This window comes from Burkholderia sp. AU27893 (genome assembly GCF_002223205.1).
In the GTDB taxonomy this organism is placed as follows: domain Bacteria; phylum Pseudomonadota; class Gammaproteobacteria; order Burkholderiales; family Burkholderiaceae; genus Burkholderia.
Genome location: NZ_NKFD01000001.1, coordinates 2,021,434 through 2,037,077, shown reverse-complemented (window position 1 = coordinate 2,037,077; position 15,644 = coordinate 2,021,434). Strand labels below are relative to the sequence as shown.

The following is a 15,644-nucleotide window of genomic DNA, read 5'->3' as shown; positions in this document are numbered from 1 at the left end:
CCATAACATCGGCCGGTATTCGCTGTCCAGATACGCTTGCCCCGATCACGCTGCGATCGACCTCAATAGATGAACAACCGGATCGTCGCTGTCGCATCGAAGCGGCCGATCTTTGGCGGTCCGAACGACTTCAGCACGGCGTCCATCAGTACGCTCTGATTCATCACGTTCGACGGGAATTGCGCCAAGGTGAACTGCTCGTTGAACGGAACGGCCTTGCCCGTGCTGTCTTCGATCCCGATGCCGAAATTGCTGTCACTCGAAGGCACCAGCAAACCGTTCCTGACCGGAAAGCTCGTTTCGAAATATCCGTCGACCCGCACTGCGACGTTGCATTTCTTGGTCAGCGACAGCGAGAAGCGCTTGCGCGGCACGGCTGGCAGAAAGCCGTTGCCGACCGACTGGACCTGACCAAAGTTGACGATCCCCGGTTCAGGCGTCACGAGTACGTCGACGAAGCACGGCGTCGGTTTGAGATTGCGCAGGCCGCTCAGGCGATACTGAAAGCTGGTGCCGAACGCATTCAGGCCGCCCTCGCCGTCGAACTGGAACACCGTGTAGATGTCGTTGGGTGGCTGAATCCAGTTGCCCTTCTTTCGTATGACGATCTGATAGTCGATGCTGATCTGCGTGCGCTTGCAACGCCCGGCAACAAAATCGGAGCGCTTGCACGGATCCACCCAGAACCCGGTCGGTACGCCGCCGCCCGGTGCGCTGGTCCGGTCGAAGTAATCGACACCCTTGTAGCGGATCCCGATCTGGAGCCCCCATGCTGCGGGATCCGTCCGATTCGGATTGGCGTAGAAATAGATGTTGTCGATGACGCTCAGGCTTTTGTCGTCGCCCAGGTCCTTGTAGCAATACCCCGACGTCGTGCGCGGCGGCGACACCCAGATGACGTAGCCGTCAGGCGCGTCGGTCGGATACGAGGCGACCCCGCCAACCGGCTCGGTCAGCGACGTTGCACCGCTGTTGGTCAGACAACGCAGTGCCCACGCGGGCTGCACGGCCGCGATCAGCAGCGCGAGCACAACCCAGCGAAGCCAACCCGCGAGTGATCCCTGCTTATGCATCGCCCCGCTCATTTCTTCACGCTCTTGCAAACCGCAGCCTCACACGCATACTCGACCGCCACCTGGCCACCGTAGTCATCGATATGCGTGACGAACAGCGTCGACGGCGTCGCGGCCTTGAACGGCACGTCCGTGCTGCTCATCGGGCTCACCATCACCGGCTCCAGCGGCACCTGCGTCTTCTGCGCCCCCGAAGCCAGGTTGACGATCGTGATGTGATACGGCGTCGGATTGTCGAACACGAGCGTGTGCGCGGCCTGATCGACCCGCAACGTCATCGGCAGCGTCCAGTCCACTTCGCGCGCCGGCTGCACGGCCTTCGGGCGATAGAACAGCTTCATCTGCGTGTGCAGCGCGATCTGCAGCGTGTTCGGCGTATCCGTCTTCGGCGGCACTTCGCGGATGTTCAGGTAGAACACCGTTTCGCGATCGGCCGGCAGCTCGGTGCCGGGCAGCTTCGCGATCCGCAGCACGTTGCGCTCGTTCGCCTCGACGCGCTGCAGCGGCGGCACGACCATCAGCGGCGACGTGATCTTGTTGCCCTTCGCGTCCTCGAGCCACGACTGCACGAGATACGGGTACGTCGCGCTCTTGTTGGTGATCGTGACGATCGCGGCCTGTTCGCCTTCGTTGAAGATCACGCGCGTGCGATCGGGCACGATCGCCGCCTGCGCGGCGCCTGCGAACAGCGCGCCGGCGGTCGCGAGCACGCACCATGCGTGCCGCCAAAGGGGAAGGGAAAGGGAGAAGGAATGTTTCATCGCGGGATCCGTGAATTCATCGTTCGACCCGTGCGGCCGCTGCATGCGACTCGCCGGGCGTCTGGCACGTCACCGGAATCGGCGTGCCTTCGAGTTGGAGCTGGTTCGGCAGCGTGTCGATCGTGCAGAGCGTGCGTTCGCCCGCCCGCACCGCCAGCGTGGATTTCGGCTGAACCTGGGTCAGGAACGCCGCACCGCCCTCGCCGACGATGCCGAGTTCCTTGCCGTTCGCCACGTCCTGCACCGATGCACCGAACGGCAGCGGCTTGCCGGCCGCGTCGGTCAGCGTCAGGTACAGGTTGCTGCCGCGCGCGGCGGAAAACTTCACGAAGCCGATCGCGCCGTCGGTCAGCACCATGCGCTGGATCGGGTTCGTCACCTGCACTTCGAGCGGCAGCTTCTCGACGTTGACGGTCGCGTCGTACACGTTGTACGGCGAGATGCCGTCGAGCACCGCATAGCCGCGCGAATCGGTATGCGAGAGCGTGCCCGACAGCGGCACATCGGGCACGCCGTCAGTCGACACCAGCAGGCGCGTATCGCCCGCATTGCCGTTCGCGTGCGCCGACACGCCGTATTGCGTCGCGACGAACGAACCGTCGACTTCGAGCGATGCCGCCGCATACGCGTTGGCGAGCGTCGACGCCTGCGCGGTCAGCTGATACGCGGACGAGCGCTGGCGGTAGCTCGCGTTCGCCGACGCACGCCCGTCGGTCGCGCCCGCGTTGACCTGGTAGGTACGGCCATTCGGATCGTCGTAGATGTAGCCCGCGTTCACGCTCGTGCTGCCGCTGCCCGTCGTCAGGTTCGACGTGACGGTGTGACGGCCGCCGATCGGCAGCGTCGCGGTGACCGAGACCTGGTTGCCGCTTGCGCCGGCGCTCTGCGTGCGGAACGCCGACACGCTCACGTTCAGGTTGCGCAGCGTGCCGATCGAGAACGCCCGCGTCAGCGTGAGGCCGACGCGCTGCTCGTTCGCGCGTTCCCAGTAGGTCGTCTGGTCGTACGAGAAATAGGTCGAGGTATCGCCGAAACGCTTCGACAGCGTCGCCGAGTAGCGCTGCTTGCTGTTGGCGAGGCCGTACGCGGTCGGGTCGCCCGAGAACTGCGCGAAGTTCGTGTATTCGCGTTCGGAGAAGCGATAACCGAAGAAGCGCACGTCGGCATCGAGCCCGTCGAAGTGCTTCGAATAGTTGATGCGGTACGAGTTGCCGTTGCGCGTCGCGCCGTTCCACCACAGCTTCGCCCGCGCATGCGTGACGTCGGCCGACAGCGCGCCGAACGCGCCGAAATCACGGCCCACGCCGAGCGCGATCGACGTATAACCCGACGCGGCGATGAAGCCGCCGTACGCGGTGACGTCGAACGGCAGGCCGTACGCGATTTCGCCGAAGCCGAAGAACGGCGTGATGCCGGCGCCGCCGAACTGGCGCGGCTTGCCGACGGCGGCCTTGTAGCGCAGTTGCCCGGCGCGCGCGAGGAACGGCACGGCGGCCGTCGTCACCTGGAAGCGCTGCACGCTGCCGTCCTCTTCCTCGACCGCGACGTCGAGCGTGCCCTGCACGCTCGTATTGATGTTCTGCAGCGCGAACGCACCCGGCGACACGCGCGTCACGTACAACACGCGGCCTGCCTGTGAAACGGTCACGGTCGCGTTGGTGCGCGCGACACCCGAGATCAGCGGCGCATAGCCGCGCAGCGAAGGCGGCAGCATGCGGTCGTCGCTGCGGATCGACGCGCCCGTCAACGCGAACGTGTCGAAGATGTCGGAAGTCAGGTAGTCGTCGCCGAACGTCACCGTCGACTGGATCGACGGCAACGCACGAAAGGCATAAAGCCGGCTAAAGCGGAACGTGCGGTCCGCGTAGGCCGTATTGCCCACGTTCGATTGCGCCTGGTAGTCGCCGCGAAAGCGCCATGCATCCCAGTTCGCGCCCACCGTCCCGTAGGCCTGGATCGAATTCGTCTGGCGGCCGCCTGTCCCGAAGTTGCGGTTCGTGTTCGCGATCACCCGATAGTCGAGCATCGCCCCCGGAATCCCCTCGGACCAGCGCGACGGCGGCAGGTAGGTCGAATCGGTGAACTCGAGCGCGGCCTGCGGAATCGTGATCTTGAGCCGCCCGTCGCTTTTGAGGTAGCGCACGGTCGCCCCCTCGATCGCGCCGAGATCGACGCAACGTCCGCCCTGGAAGCGCGGCAGGTCCTTCACGAGCGACGGCTTCAGCCCGAACTGCGCGACGAGTTCCGGCGGCAGGCACGGCTTGCCCGCCCCCGACGTGTCGACGGCGATGAATTCGATCGCCCGCAGCCCGTAGAACAGGTCGTTGACCTGCACGTCGAGCATGTACTCGCCGGGCAGCGTGAAGTCCGCCTGCGAGAACTGCGACAGATCGACGTTGTTCGAGCCGTCGATGTTCAGGAACGACGAATTGAATTCCGTCGCATGGCTCTGGCTGCCGACCACCAGCACGGAGACGCAAAGGAAGGAATGTCTGATTCGCACGCGGCGCTACCGGAAGTCCAGGGAAGGAGAAAAAGGAGGAAAAGCGAACGAGGAAGGGTGCGCGCACCCTTCCCCGGTACGGCGGCTTACTGGTAGCGAACCGTGAAGTTCGCGACGCCGTCGGCGGTACCCGGCGTCACGCCGGCTGCGGTCGCTTCGTACATCGCAGCGAAGCGTGCGATGTTCGTGCCGTTCTGCAGCACGGTCGGTGCCTTCTGTTCGGCGCCGTTGTCGAGGTATTCACCCGACGCTGCCTGCAGGCGGATACCGACGTTGGTCGCCGAACCGATCGTCGCGAGCAGCTTCGGCTGGCCTGCGCTCGACGTGCCCGTGAACGTGAAGTACGCGTTCTGCGCGACGCTCGTGTCGCAGTCGGTCAGCTTGATGTCGAAGTTGGTCGGCGTGGACTTGTCGCCGGCCTGCTTGAACACGTTGGTCGGCACCTTGCCGAGGTTCACGGTCTGGTTGACCGAGCCCGAATCGATGCCGCATGCGCCCGCGACGATCTCGCCCGTGAAGTTGATCGTGCCGGTGCCCGCTGCGAAGGCCGAGGTCGACAGGGCCGCGAGTGCGACAGCGGTCAGGATGGATTTTTTCATGACGTTTCCCGTAAGGACTGCAAATGGAGTAGTTGACGTGGCGGACACAAACGGCAGCGCACGGTGGCTTCCGTCCGACACGAGGCGGCATTATCGAGATAATCATGAAAGTTTTCTGTAAATCATTGTCAAATGCTTCTGACAATGTCCGATTTACCCCTCTAAATCCGCATTCTTTCCTGTCGATTTACAATCATTCAATTTTTATCCGCAGTCCTTTTTTATTTTCCGGAAGCAATTGAAGATTAAGGATATTTTCGATCGACAGCCGAAACCATCCCGCTCCTCCTTGCTGGGATTGACTCCCGAGAAATCATCGTCGAAAAGGACAAAGCATTGTCCAATGCCGCCATCGTTGCCGGACGACAACGCCAATATCAAATCATTTTCAACAAAAAGGAAATTAACCGGCGATTCAATCAATTCAATTCTTTCGCGCAAACGATTGCGACACGAATACAAACGTTTTACTGCGACACTTTGCCGCTCTCATTATTTCCAATATATTGATTAATTCATCGATCAATTCCGGATCGTCAATCACGTGCATGAGCGGTCGTCGGAACCCGCCATCCGGTCTGTATCGCAACAGGGCAAGAAGGAAAAATGGCCCGCACACGTTTGCGCGGAATGGCGACGCGAGCGGTCGCACGACGACGTCTGTTCCGGTACGCACGCATGCGCGTTGCTACAGGATGAAAGCGTCCTGGCCAGCCTGGCAGTGAGGGGAAAGATATCGCCGAAACAGCGGTATGGATCGAAGGAAGCGGCGGCGGCACATCGAAGCGCACCGCCACCGTCATGCCGCCCGACGCGCTTGCGTCAGGCGACAGGCATTACGCGGATGCCGCGGCCTCCGCCGACGCCGGCGACCAGCCGCCGCCGAGTGCGCGGTACAGCGTGATCGCATTCGCGAGCCTGAGCTGCTTGAGCCGGATCAGCTCCTGCCCCGACTCGTACGTGCTGCGCTGCGCGTCGAGCAGTTCGAGATACGTCGCGACACCGCCCGCGTAACGGCGCTCGGCGAGCTTCAACCGCGCACCGTCGGCCGCATACACGTCCTGTTGCGCGGCAAGCTGGCGATCGATCCAGTCGCGCGCGGCGAACGCGTCGGCCACTTCACGGAACGCGGTCTGCACCGTCTTCTCGTAATCGGCCACCGCGATGTGCTTGCGCGCGTTCGCGACGTCGAGGTTCGCCTGATTGCGGCCGCCCGCGAAGATCGGCAGCGTGAGGCGCGGCGCGAACGTCCACACGCTCGTGCCGCCGGTGAACAGGCTCGAGAACGCATCGCTGACCGAGCCGTAGTCGCTCGTCAGCGTGATGCGCGGGAAAAACGCCGCGCGCGCGGCGCCGATCTGCGCATTGGCGGCCTTGAGCCGTGCCTCTGCCTGCCGGATGTCCGGCCGCCGTTCGAGCAACGCACTCGGCGCGCCGGGCGCCACGGGCGCGATCGACAGTGCGTCGAGCGCAGTCGTGTCACCCGGCACGTTGCGCGCGAAGTCGCCGGCGAGCAACTGCAGCGCTCGCACGGACTGCGCATGCTCGCGCTGGAGTGCAGCCTGAGACGCGCGCGCGGATGCCACCAGCATCTCGGCCGAGCGCAGCTCGATCGCGTCGCTCGTGCCGGCCGCATAGCGGCGCTGCGTGAGCGCGGCCATGCGTTGGCGCGCATCCAGCGTGCGCTGCGCCAGCGCGAGTTGCTCATGCAGCGAGCGCTCCGATACATAGGCGCCCGCCACGTCGGCGATCACGCCGATGCGCACCGTGCGTTGCGCATTGGCCGTCGCGAAATAGTCGGCGAGCGCCGCGTCGGACAGGCTGCGCACGCGGCCGAACAGGTCGAGCTCGTACGCGCTGATGCCGACGCCCGCGCGATACAGCCCGCTGATCGCGCTCTCGCGCACGACCGGGTCGTACTGGCGGGTACGGTCATAGCCCAGGTTCGCATCGACCGACGGCATCCGGTCCGCGCGCTGCACGCCGTACAGCGCGCGCGCTTCCTCGAGGCGGCCGGCCGCGACCCGCAGGTCGCGGTTGTTCGCGAGCGCGGCATCGATCCACGCCTGCAGCGCGGCATCGGTAAAGTAGCTGCGCCAGTCGTCGAGCAGCGCGGCGTCGGCGGGCGACACCTCGGCCGCGGGCGCGGCACTGCCGTCGACCGGCGTATAAGTCGCCGGCACCGGCGCCGCCGGCCGCTCGTAACGCGGCGCGAGCGTGCAGCCGGCCAGCGCGAGCGCGGCGGCCAGCGCAACCTGGGCCCGCAGCGCGGCGCGTGCATTCAGCGCAAACATCATTGAGAACCCTCCATCGTCGCCGGCTGTGCCCCGCCTCGCCGGCGCGGGCCGACGTCGAACAGGCGGCCGACGATCACGAAAAACAGCGGGACGAGGAACACCGCGAGCACGGTCGCCGTGATCACGCCGCCCAGCACGCCGGTGCCGATCGCCATCTGCGCGCCGGACGCGGCGCCCGACGCGAATGCGAGCGGCAGCACGCCGACACCGAACGCGAGCGACGTCATCACGATCGGCCGCAGCCGCAGGCGCGCGGCCTCGAGCGCCGCGTCGACGAGCGACATCCGCTGGGCGACCAGGTCCTTCGCGACTTCGACGATCAGAATGGCGTTCTTCGCGGACAACCCGATCGTCGCGATCAGCCCCACCTTGAAGTAGATGTCGTTCGGCATCATCCGCAGCGTGACGCCGAGTACCGCGCCGATCACGCCGAGCGGCACGACCAGCATCACCGCGAACGGAATCGACCAGCTCTCGTAGAGCGCCGCGAGCGCGAGGAACACGACGAGCACCGACAGCGCGAACAGCATCGGCGCCTGCGCCCCCGACAGCCGCTCCTCGAACGACTGCCCCGACCACGAGAAGCCGGTACCGGCCGGCAGCTTCCCGGCAAGCCGCTCGATCGCGGTCATCGCCTCGCCGCTGCTGTGGCCTGCCGCGGCCGAGCCGTTGATCGTGAACGACGGAAAGCCGTTGTAGCGCGTGAGCTGCGGCGGCCCGAGCGTCCAGTGCAGCGTCGCGAACGCCGCGAGCGGCACCATCTCGCCGCGCGTGTTGCGCACGCGCAGCTTCTTCACGTCGTCCGGATCGAGCCGGTGCAGCCCGTCGGCCTGCACGATCACGCGCCGCACCTGCGTGCCGTGCATGAAGTCGCCGATATAGTCGGAGCCGAACATCACCGCGAGCGTCGTGTTGATCTCGTCCATCGACACGCCGAGCGCGGACGCCTTCGCGCGATCGATGTCGAGCTTCAGCTGCGGCGCGTCCTGCGTGCCGGCGAACATCAGGTCGGTCAACGCCGGATCCTTGCGGCCCGTTTCGAGCAACTGCTCGCGCGCGGCGCTGAACGTCGCGTAGTCGAGCCCGCCGCGGTTCTGCAGCCGGAAGTCGAAACCGCTCGACGAGCCGAGATCGGGCAGCGCCGGCGAATTCATCGCGAACACCGTCGTGTTCGGCGTGCTCGCGAAGCGCTCGTTGATGCGCGCGATGATCGCCTGCACGTGCGCGTCTTCGTTCTTGCGCTCCTTCCAGTTCTTCAGCGTGACGTAGATCATCCCGCCGTTCGGGCCTTCGCCGTACAGGTTGAAGCCGCCGAGCGCATACGTGAACGCGATCGGCTCATCGCGGCGGATGGCCGACTCGACTTCCCGCACGCTCTGCATCGTTTCCGCGAGCGGCGTGCCTTGCGGCCGGATCACCATCACCATGAAGTTGCCCTGGTCCTCGTCCGGCAGGAACGCGGTCGGCAGTTGCGTGAGCATCAGTGCCGCCGCGCCGGTCAGCGCGCCGTACACGACGAGCCAGCGCACCGGCTTCTTCAGCATCGCGCCGACGCGCGTCGCATAGCGCTGCGTCGCGTTCGCGACGAAGCGGTTGAACCAGCCGAAGAAGCCGCGCTTCTCGTGGTGGTCGCCCGACACGGGCTTGAGCAGCGTCGCGCACAGCGCGGGCGTCAGCGACAGCGCAAGGAAGGCCGAGAAGCCGATCGACACCGCGAGCGACAGCGCGAACTGCCGGTAGATGTTGCCCACCGCGCCGCCGAAGAACGCCATCGGCAGGAACACCGACGTCAGCACCACGGTGATCCCGATGATCGCGCCGCTGATCTGCTTCATCGCCTTGACGGTCGCGTCGTAAGGCCCGAGCCGCTCCTCGACCATCAGCCGCTCGACGTTCTCGACCACGACGATCGCATCGTCGACGAGGATGCCGATCGCGAGCACCATCCCGAACATCGTCAGCACGTTGATCGAGAAACCGGCCGCATACATCACACCGAACGTGCCCGCGAGCGCGACCGGCACGACGAGCGTCGGGATCAGCGTCGCACGCAGGTTCTGCATGAACAGGAACATCACGAGGAACACGAGCACGCCGGCCTCGATCAGCGTCGTGACGACCTTGTTCATCGATACGCGCACGAACGACGACGTCTCGAACGGGATCTGGTACTTCACGCCCGGCGGGAAATACGCGGACAGCTCGTCCATCGTCGCGCGCACGCGCTTCTCGGTGGAGACCGCGTTCGAGCCCGGCGCGAGCTTGATCCCCATCCCGGTCGCGACCTTGCCGTTCACGTACGACGGATAGTTGTAGTCGTTGCCGCCGAACTCGATGCGTGCGACGTCGCGCAGGTAAAGCGCCGCGCCGTCGGCCTGCGTGCGCAGCGCGATCGCGCCGAAATCGGCCGGCGTCTTCAGCGGCGCGTCGGCGAGCACGGTCGCCGCGATCGGCGCGCTTTCCGGCACCGCGGAGCGGCCGATGTCGCCGATCGTCACGCGCGCGTTGTGCGCACGCACGGCCGATGCGATATCCGACGCGGTGAGGCCGTGACCGGCCATCTTCACCGGGTCGGGCCAGATCCGCATCGCGTACTCGGTGCCCCAGACCTGCACCTTGCCGACGCCCTCGACGCGACGCAGCGCCTGCACGACGTTCGCCGACGCATATTCGCCGAGCTGCACGGCGGTCATCCGCCCGTCGTCGGACGTCAGCGACACCACGAGCTGGATGTTGTCGGCGGCTTTCTCGACCTGGATGCCGTCGCGTCGCACCGGTTCCGGCAGCCGCGCCTCGACCGTCTTCAGCCGGTTCTGCACTTCGACGGCCGCGAGATCGGCGTTCACCCCCTGCTTGAACGTCAGGTATAGCGACGCCATCCCGGCGCTGCTGGTGGCCGACGTGTACATCAGCCCCGGCGCGCCGTTCATTTCGCGCTCGATCAGCGCGGTCACCGATTCCTCGACGACCTGCGCGGACGCGCCCGGGTACGTCGCATAGAGGCTGACGACGGGCGGTGCGATGTCCGGGTACTGCGCAACGGGCAGCGCGCGGATCGCGAATGCGCCGCCCAGCATGATGAAAATTGCGATCACCCACGCGAAGACGGGGCGATCGATGAAGAAACGTGCCATGGTGGTGTGGTGTTGACCAGTCAGGTTTGACGGGCGGCCGCCTGCGAAGCGGCCGCTGCCGGCACTGCCTTCGACGGCGGCGCCTGCTCGACGGGCTTGACGTCCGTGTCGGGCGCGAACTGCGCGGCGTTGTCGACGATCACGCGCTCGCCGCCCGCGAGGCCGCGCGTGATGCGCCAGTCATGGCCGCTCATCTGGTCGGCCGTGACCTCGACGTCCTTGACCTTGCCGTTCGTGCCGACGACCCGCACCGACGTGCGGTCGGCCGTGCGCAGCAGCGCATCGCGCGGCACGAGGATCGCCCGCTGGTCGACCGCCGTGTCGAGCGCGATCCGCACATACGCGCCCGGCAGCAGCTCGCGCTCCGGATTCGGGAACAGCGCGCGCATCGCGACGGTGTCGGTGGTCGGATCGACCGCGAGATCGCTGAACAGCAGCTTGCCCTTCAGCGGATACGCGGTGCCGTCGGCGCGCAGCAGCGTCACCGCGATGTCGTGCTGCGCGATGCCCGTCGCCCGCCCGCTCTTCACCGCGCGGCGCAGCGCGTCGACGTCGGCGGCCGGCTGCGAGAAGTTCACGTAGATCGGATCGAGCTGCTCGACGGTCGTGAGCGGCGTCGCCTGGTCCTGGCCGACGAGCGCGCCTTCGGTCACGAGCGCGCGCCGGGCGCGGCCCGCGATCGGCGCGGTGACGGTCGCATAGTCCAGTTGCAACTGCGCCCGCGCGAGTTCCGCCTTCGCGGAAGCGACGTCCGCCTTCGCCTGCGTGTCGGCCGCGACGGCCTCGGTGTGGTCGCGCTCGCTCACCGCGCGATCGCGCACGAGATCGTCGTAACGGCGGCGCTTGTCGCTCGCCGCGAGCGCGGCGGCCTGCGCCTTCGCGAGCGCGCCCTGCGCGGCGTCGCGCGCGGCCTTCAGCGGTGCGGGATCGATGCGGAACAGCACCGCGCCCTGCTTCACTTCCTGGCCTTCCTCGTAGGTGCGCGCGGTCACGATGCCCGCGACCCGCGCACGCACCTCCGCCTGCCGGTACGCGTCGAGCCGGCCCGGCAATTCGACGGTCATCGGCACGGCCGTCGGGCGCACCGTCACGACCGTCGCCTGTTTCGCGGCCTCCGGCGCCGCGTCCTTGTCGCCCTTTCCACATCCGGCCAGGGCCAGCACGGCCGCCAGCGCGAACGGCGCCAGTCGGTGGCGCAACAGGGAGCGATTGTTATTCATGTGTGACCTCGGATCGTTCGCCACCGATAAAATGCGGCGGCTCAGGGTGGCCGATTATAATCAGTCACGACTGATTAAATACACGCCGTTTCAATCTGACCGTCACACTGTCTCAATAAAACGACAGCGAACTGTAAGGAATTTCAGGACATGGCTCGCAAGACCCGCGAAGAATCGCTCGCCATCAAGCACCGGATCCTCGACGCCGCCGAGCTCGTGCTGCTCGAGAAAGGCGTGGCGCAAACCGCGATGGCGGACCTCGCCGAGGCCGCCGGGATGTCGCGGGGCGCCGTCTATGGCCACTACCGCAACAAGATGGAAGTGTGTCTCGCGATGTGCGACCGCGCGTTCGCGCGCACGTCGGAAGGCTTCGACGCGGGCGAAGGGCTGCCCCCGCTCGCCACGCTGCGGCGCGCCGCGTCGCACTATCTGCAGGAATGCGGCGAGCCGGGCCCGATGCAGCGCGTGCTCGTGATCCTCTATACGAAGTGCGAGCAGAGCGAGGAGAACGGCGCGCTGCAGCGGCGCCGCATGCTGCTCGAATTGCAGATGCTGCGGATCACGAAGGCGCTGCTGCGCCGCGCGATCGCGGCCGGCGAAGTCGCCGCCGATCTCGACGTGCACCTGGCCGCCGTCTATCTCGTGTCGCTGCTCGAAGGCGTGTTCGCGTCGATGATCTGGACCAACCGGCTGCGCGGCAACCTGTGGAACGACGCCGAGGCCATGCTCGACGCCGGCTTCGACACCGTGCGCACGTCCGCCGCGCTGCGAAGCCGCGCGCACAAATTGCCGGACTGACGGAATTTGTCGCAATAAATGCTGATTTAACCCGATTTACCGCACTGCGAAACGAGTGAGCTGACCCCCTTTAAAATTTTTAACGTTTCGCGGAACATCGGTAGACTGACGCTGTCATCTTTCTTTAGCGTCTTCGTGATAACCGGGTACGACCCGGCATGCACGCCGCCGTTCGAAGCGGGCCCGCCCCGCGCGTTGGGTCGAACGGAAACGACACAGGCCCCTGGCGGGGCCTGTTTTGTTGCACGCCCGCCGCCCGCCCCGTCGCTGCCCGACGGATGTGCCGCCGGTGGACCCCGCCCACACCCCTTTGAACCGCTTTCCTGGATGTGGACACCTTGGTCAAGTCTGCCGCTACCCCTGATGCTTTCGCGCCCGGCCGCGCGCAGCGCATTGCGCGCGCGCTCGTGCCGGCCGCCGTGCTCGGCGCCCTCGCCGCACTCGGCCTCGCCGCGCTGCCGGCCGTGTCGCAACTGCCGGGCGCCGTCGATTCGGGCACGGCCGCGCTGCCGCAGCGCGTGCTGTCCGACACGCCGTTTCCCACCGCGCAGCATTTCGTGACGAGCGAGCTAGCCCGCACGATCGGCGAGCGCAACGATGCCGGCGAACGCAACGACCGCAGCCCGCAGCCGGGGCTGTTCGCGCCGCTCAGCGCGCACCGCAACGAGATGCTCGGCTATGCGAACCTGTTCCAGTTCGCGGCCCCTGAAAACCAGCACGGGATGCGCGCGGGCGACATCGAGCTCACGCTGTCCGATACGCTGAACCGTCTCGACGTGCCGCCCGAGGTGCGCATCCAGCTTGGCGATCTCGTCAGCGGCAAGGTCGCGATGCGGGCGAGCGCGCAGCGCGGCGACTACTACCGCGTCGCGTTCGATACGAGCGACGGCACGCCGCGCCTCACCGCGCTCGAACTGCGCGTCGCCGGCCGCACGTTCGGCGCGATCTGGTTCCGCGCGCCGGGCGCCGAGCACGGCGCGTACTACGCGCTCGACGGCTCGCCGCTCGAAGCCGCCGCCTTCACGATGCCGGTCAAGTGGACACGCATCAGCTCGTTCTTCGGCGAACGCATTCACCCGCTGTCGCAGGCGATGGCGTTCCACACGGGCGTCGATCTTGCCGCGCCGAGCGGCACGCCCGTCGATGCGGCGGCCGATGGCGTCGTGTCGTTCGTCGGCACCGATCCGGGCGGCTACGGCCGCTACGTGATCGTCGATCATGCCGATGGTTACTCGACCTACTACGCACACCTGTCCGCGTTCGCGCACGGCCTCAAGACGGGCGAGACCGTGAAGCAGGGCCAGCGCATCGGCTCGGTCGGGATGACGGGCGCCGCGACGGGCCCGCACCTGCACTTCGAGGTGCGCGTCGCCAACAATCCGGTCGATCCGCTCGTCACGCTCGCGAGCGCGCAGACGGCACTGTCCGACATGCAGCTCACCGCCTTCCGCCAGGAAGCGGCGCAATGGCGCTTCCGTCTCGCGTCGATCCGTACGACGCCGTTCGCGTTCGCGCAGAACGACGGGCCGCTATGGGGCGATTTCGCGACCGATTCATCGACGCTGCGCGCCGTCTTCAATACGCATTACTCGGCATCGTGATGCACGTGCTGCGCGCCGTTGCTCGACTCGCAGCGGCGCACAGCAGGCGCTCAACCTTCCGTGCCCCTGCCCCCGAGCGGGGCTGGCCTGCGTGACGCGCTGTCCGCTGCGCGGATTCAACGACACGCCGTCTTCGGCCATTCGAAACGGCCGCGGCATGCCGTCACCGCGCGGGTTCCGTATATTCGGCCGCCGCGTGCGCGGCGCGTTCCGCGCGCGGGCGCCGCGACAGCAGCCAGCGTGCCGCGCCGTCGAGCGACGTGCACAGCACCAGATAGATCAGCGCGACGAACAGGAAGATCGGTGCCGGATACACCATCAGCCGGTTGTTCACCTGCGTCGCGACGAACGACAGCTCCGGCACGCCGACGATATACGCGAGCGACGTGTCCTTCACGAGCGCGACCCACTGGTTGACGAATGAAGGCGTCATGATCCGGATCGCCTGCGGCAGCAGCACGTAGCGCACCGTCTGCCAGCGCGTGAGCCCGAGCGACAGCCCGGCCTGCCATTGCCCGTCGCCGGCCGCGACGATGCCCGCATGCACCGCGTGCGCGAGATACGCGCCGCCGATCAGCGCGAGCGCGCACACCACCGTCGCGAGCCCCGGCACGTCCATGTGCAGCAGCATCGGCATCAGGAAGTAGGTCCAGAAAATCAGCATCAGCACCGGAATCGCGCGGAAGAAGCCGATGAACGCGAGCAGCAGCACGCGCATGGGGCCGCGCGCAAGCGCCATCGCCACGCCGAGCGCGATGCCGAGCACGGCGGAGGCGACGGCCGACGCGATCGCGAGCAGCAGCGACAGCGCGGCGCCGCCGAGCGGCCCTTCCGGGAACGCGCCCACGAGCAGATACGGCAGATTGGCGAACAGCAGCGAGAGATCCATCGTCAGCGCCCCGCTCCCAGCCGGTCGCGCCATTGCGTGGCCGCATACGCGAGCGCTTCGATCGCGGCCACCGCCGCGACGTACAGCACGGTCGCCACGCCGAAGGCGGCGAAGGTCTTGAACGTCTCGGTCTCGACCTGCCGCGATGCATACGACAGCTCGGCCACGCCGATCGCCATCGCGAGCGACGAGTTCTTCACGAGATTCATGTATTGGCCGAACAGCGGCGGCAACGCGATGCGCACCGCCTGCGGCAGCACCACGTAACGCAGCGACTGCATCGGCGTGAGGCCGAGCGCGGCCGCCGCATCGTGCTGCGCGCGCCGCACGCCGCGCAGGCCGGCTTCGCACTCCTCGGCGACGAACGCGGCCGTATAGGCGCTCAGCCCGACCCAGCCCGCGACGAATTCGAACGACGGCCACGCAAGCGTGAACGGGCCGATGCTCAACGCATGACGCGCATTCAGCCACGCGATCCATGGTTCGGGCAGCAGCGACGCGACACCGAAATACCAGAACAGCAACTGCACGAGCAGCGGCGTGTTGCGGAACGTGACGACGTACGCGGCCGCCATCGCGCGCGGCGCCGTGCCGCGCGCATGGCGCATGACCGCGAGCAGCAGCCCGCCGGCGGTCGCGACGACGGCCGACGCGGCCGCGAGGCCGAGCGTCAGCAGGAAGCCCTGCCAGAGCCAGGACAGGTATTTGGGAGCCAACCCGAGCATGCTGTGTTGCGGGCGCGAAGCGCGCGATCGGAAGAATGCGAAAA

Annotated in this window: 11 protein-coding genes; 2 read left to right on the top strand and 9 right to left on the bottom strand. The window is 66.7% G+C overall.

From position 1 onward, the window contains the following. Nucleotides 1–62: 62 nt before the first annotated feature. The 7 genes from CFB47_RS09670 to CFB47_RS09640 form a co-directional block, all read right to left on the bottom strand. Entirely contained in the window at nucleotides 63–1,085 is a 1,023-nt protein-coding gene (locus tag CFB47_RS09670; RefSeq protein WP_089456183.1) for a fimbrial protein, read from the bottom strand. Next, on the bottom strand, nucleotides 1,082–1,834 hold the full coding sequence (locus tag CFB47_RS09665; protein WP_089461403.1) for a molecular chaperone: 753 nt from the start codon (nucleotides 1,832–1,834) through the stop codon (nucleotides 1,082–1,084). Before CFB47_RS09665 ends, CFB47_RS09670 begins: the two co-directional genes overlap by 4 nt. A 16-nt stretch (nucleotides 1,835–1,850) precedes the next feature. Further along, nucleotides 1,851–4,304, bottom strand: coding sequence for a fimbria/pilus outer membrane usher protein (locus CFB47_RS09660; RefSeq protein ID WP_089461019.1), 2,454 nt, complete (start codon nucleotides 4,302–4,304; stop codon nucleotides 1,851–1,853). A 119-nt stretch (nucleotides 4,305–4,423) separates the two neighbouring features. Further along, entirely contained in the window at nucleotides 4,424–4,936 is a 513-nt protein-coding gene (locus CFB47_RS09655) for a fimbrial protein (protein ID WP_039358675.1), read from the bottom strand. Nucleotides 4,937–5,772: 836 nt separating this feature from the next. After that, nucleotides 5,773–7,230: an efflux transporter outer membrane subunit gene (locus CFB47_RS09650; protein ID WP_089461402.1), complete on the bottom strand. Its 1,458-nt coding sequence runs from the start codon at nucleotides 7,228–7,230 to the stop codon at nucleotides 5,773–5,775. Beyond that, on the bottom strand, nucleotides 7,230–10,367 hold the full coding sequence (locus CFB47_RS09645) for a multidrug efflux RND transporter permease subunit (protein ID WP_089456181.1): 3,138 nt from the start codon (nucleotides 10,365–10,367) through the stop codon (nucleotides 7,230–7,232). The genes CFB47_RS09650 and CFB47_RS09645 overlap by 1 nt, the downstream gene beginning before the upstream one ends. A gap of 20 nt (nucleotides 10,368–10,387) precedes the next feature. Further along, nucleotides 10,388–11,587 carry a MexX/AxyX family multidrug efflux RND transporter periplasmic adaptor subunit gene (locus CFB47_RS09640; protein ID WP_089461018.1) on the bottom strand — a complete coding sequence of 400 codons (1,200 nt, stop codon included), beginning with the start codon at nucleotides 11,585–11,587 and terminating at the stop codon, nucleotides 10,388–10,390. 150 nt (nucleotides 11,588–11,737) lie between these two features. On the opposite strand from CFB47_RS09640, the gene CFB47_RS09635 reads away from it, so the two are divergent. Further along, entirely contained in the window at nucleotides 11,738–12,385 is a 648-nt protein-coding gene (locus CFB47_RS09635; RefSeq protein WP_089425370.1) for a TetR family transcriptional regulator, read from the top strand. Nucleotides 12,386–12,723: 338 nt separating this feature from the next. Next, nucleotides 12,724–13,986 (top strand): M23 family metallopeptidase, encoded by a 1,263-nt coding sequence (locus CFB47_RS09630; RefSeq protein WP_089461017.1) that lies wholly within the window; start codon nucleotides 12,724–12,726, stop codon nucleotides 13,984–13,986. 163 nt (nucleotides 13,987–14,149) lie between these two features. On the opposite strand, the gene CFB47_RS09625 is transcribed toward CFB47_RS09630, so the two are convergent. Continuing rightward, nucleotides 14,150–14,875, bottom strand: a complete 726-nt coding sequence (locus tag CFB47_RS09625) for an amino acid ABC transporter permease (protein WP_089461401.1) — start codon at nucleotides 14,873–14,875, stop codon at nucleotides 14,150–14,152. Between the two features lie 2 nt (nucleotides 14,876–14,877). Continuing rightward, nucleotides 14,878–15,600, bottom strand: coding sequence for an amino acid ABC transporter permease (locus CFB47_RS09620; RefSeq protein ID WP_089440047.1), 723 nt, complete (start codon nucleotides 15,598–15,600; stop codon nucleotides 14,878–14,880). Between the last annotated feature and the right edge of the window lie 44 nt (nucleotides 15,601–15,644).

Coding starts and splice junctions, on each gene's coding strand:
- CFB47_RS09640 (WP_089461018.1), bottom strand. CDS start 11,587: ATGAATAACAATCGCTCCCTGTTGCGCCACCGACTGGCGCCGTTCGCG.
- CFB47_RS09650 (WP_089461402.1), bottom strand. CDS start 7,230: ATGTTTGCGCTGAATGCACGCGCCGCGCTGCGGGCCCAGGTTGCGCTG.
- CFB47_RS09620 (WP_089440047.1), bottom strand. CDS start 15,600: ATGCTCGGGTTGGCTCCCAAATACCTGTCCTGGCTCTGGCAGGGCTTC.
- CFB47_RS09645 (WP_089456181.1), bottom strand. CDS start 10,367: ATGGCACGTTTCTTCATCGATCGCCCCGTCTTCGCGTGGGTGATCGCA.
- CFB47_RS09670 (WP_089456183.1), bottom strand. CDS start 1,085: ATGAGCGGGGCGATGCATAAGCAGGGATCACTCGCGGGTTGGCTTCGC.
- CFB47_RS09665 (WP_089461403.1), bottom strand. CDS start 1,834: ATGAAACATTCCTTCTCCCTTTCCCTTCCCCTTTGGCGGCACGCATGG.
- CFB47_RS09625 (WP_089461401.1), bottom strand. CDS start 14,875: ATGGATCTCTCGCTGCTGTTCGCCAATCTGCCGTATCTGCTCGTGGGC.
- CFB47_RS09655 (WP_039358675.1), bottom strand. CDS start 4,936: ATGAAAAAATCCATCCTGACCGCTGTCGCACTCGCGGCCCTGTCGACC.
- CFB47_RS09635 (WP_089425370.1), top strand. CDS start 11,738: ATGGCTCGCAAGACCCGCGAAGAATCGCTCGCCATCAAGCACCGGATC.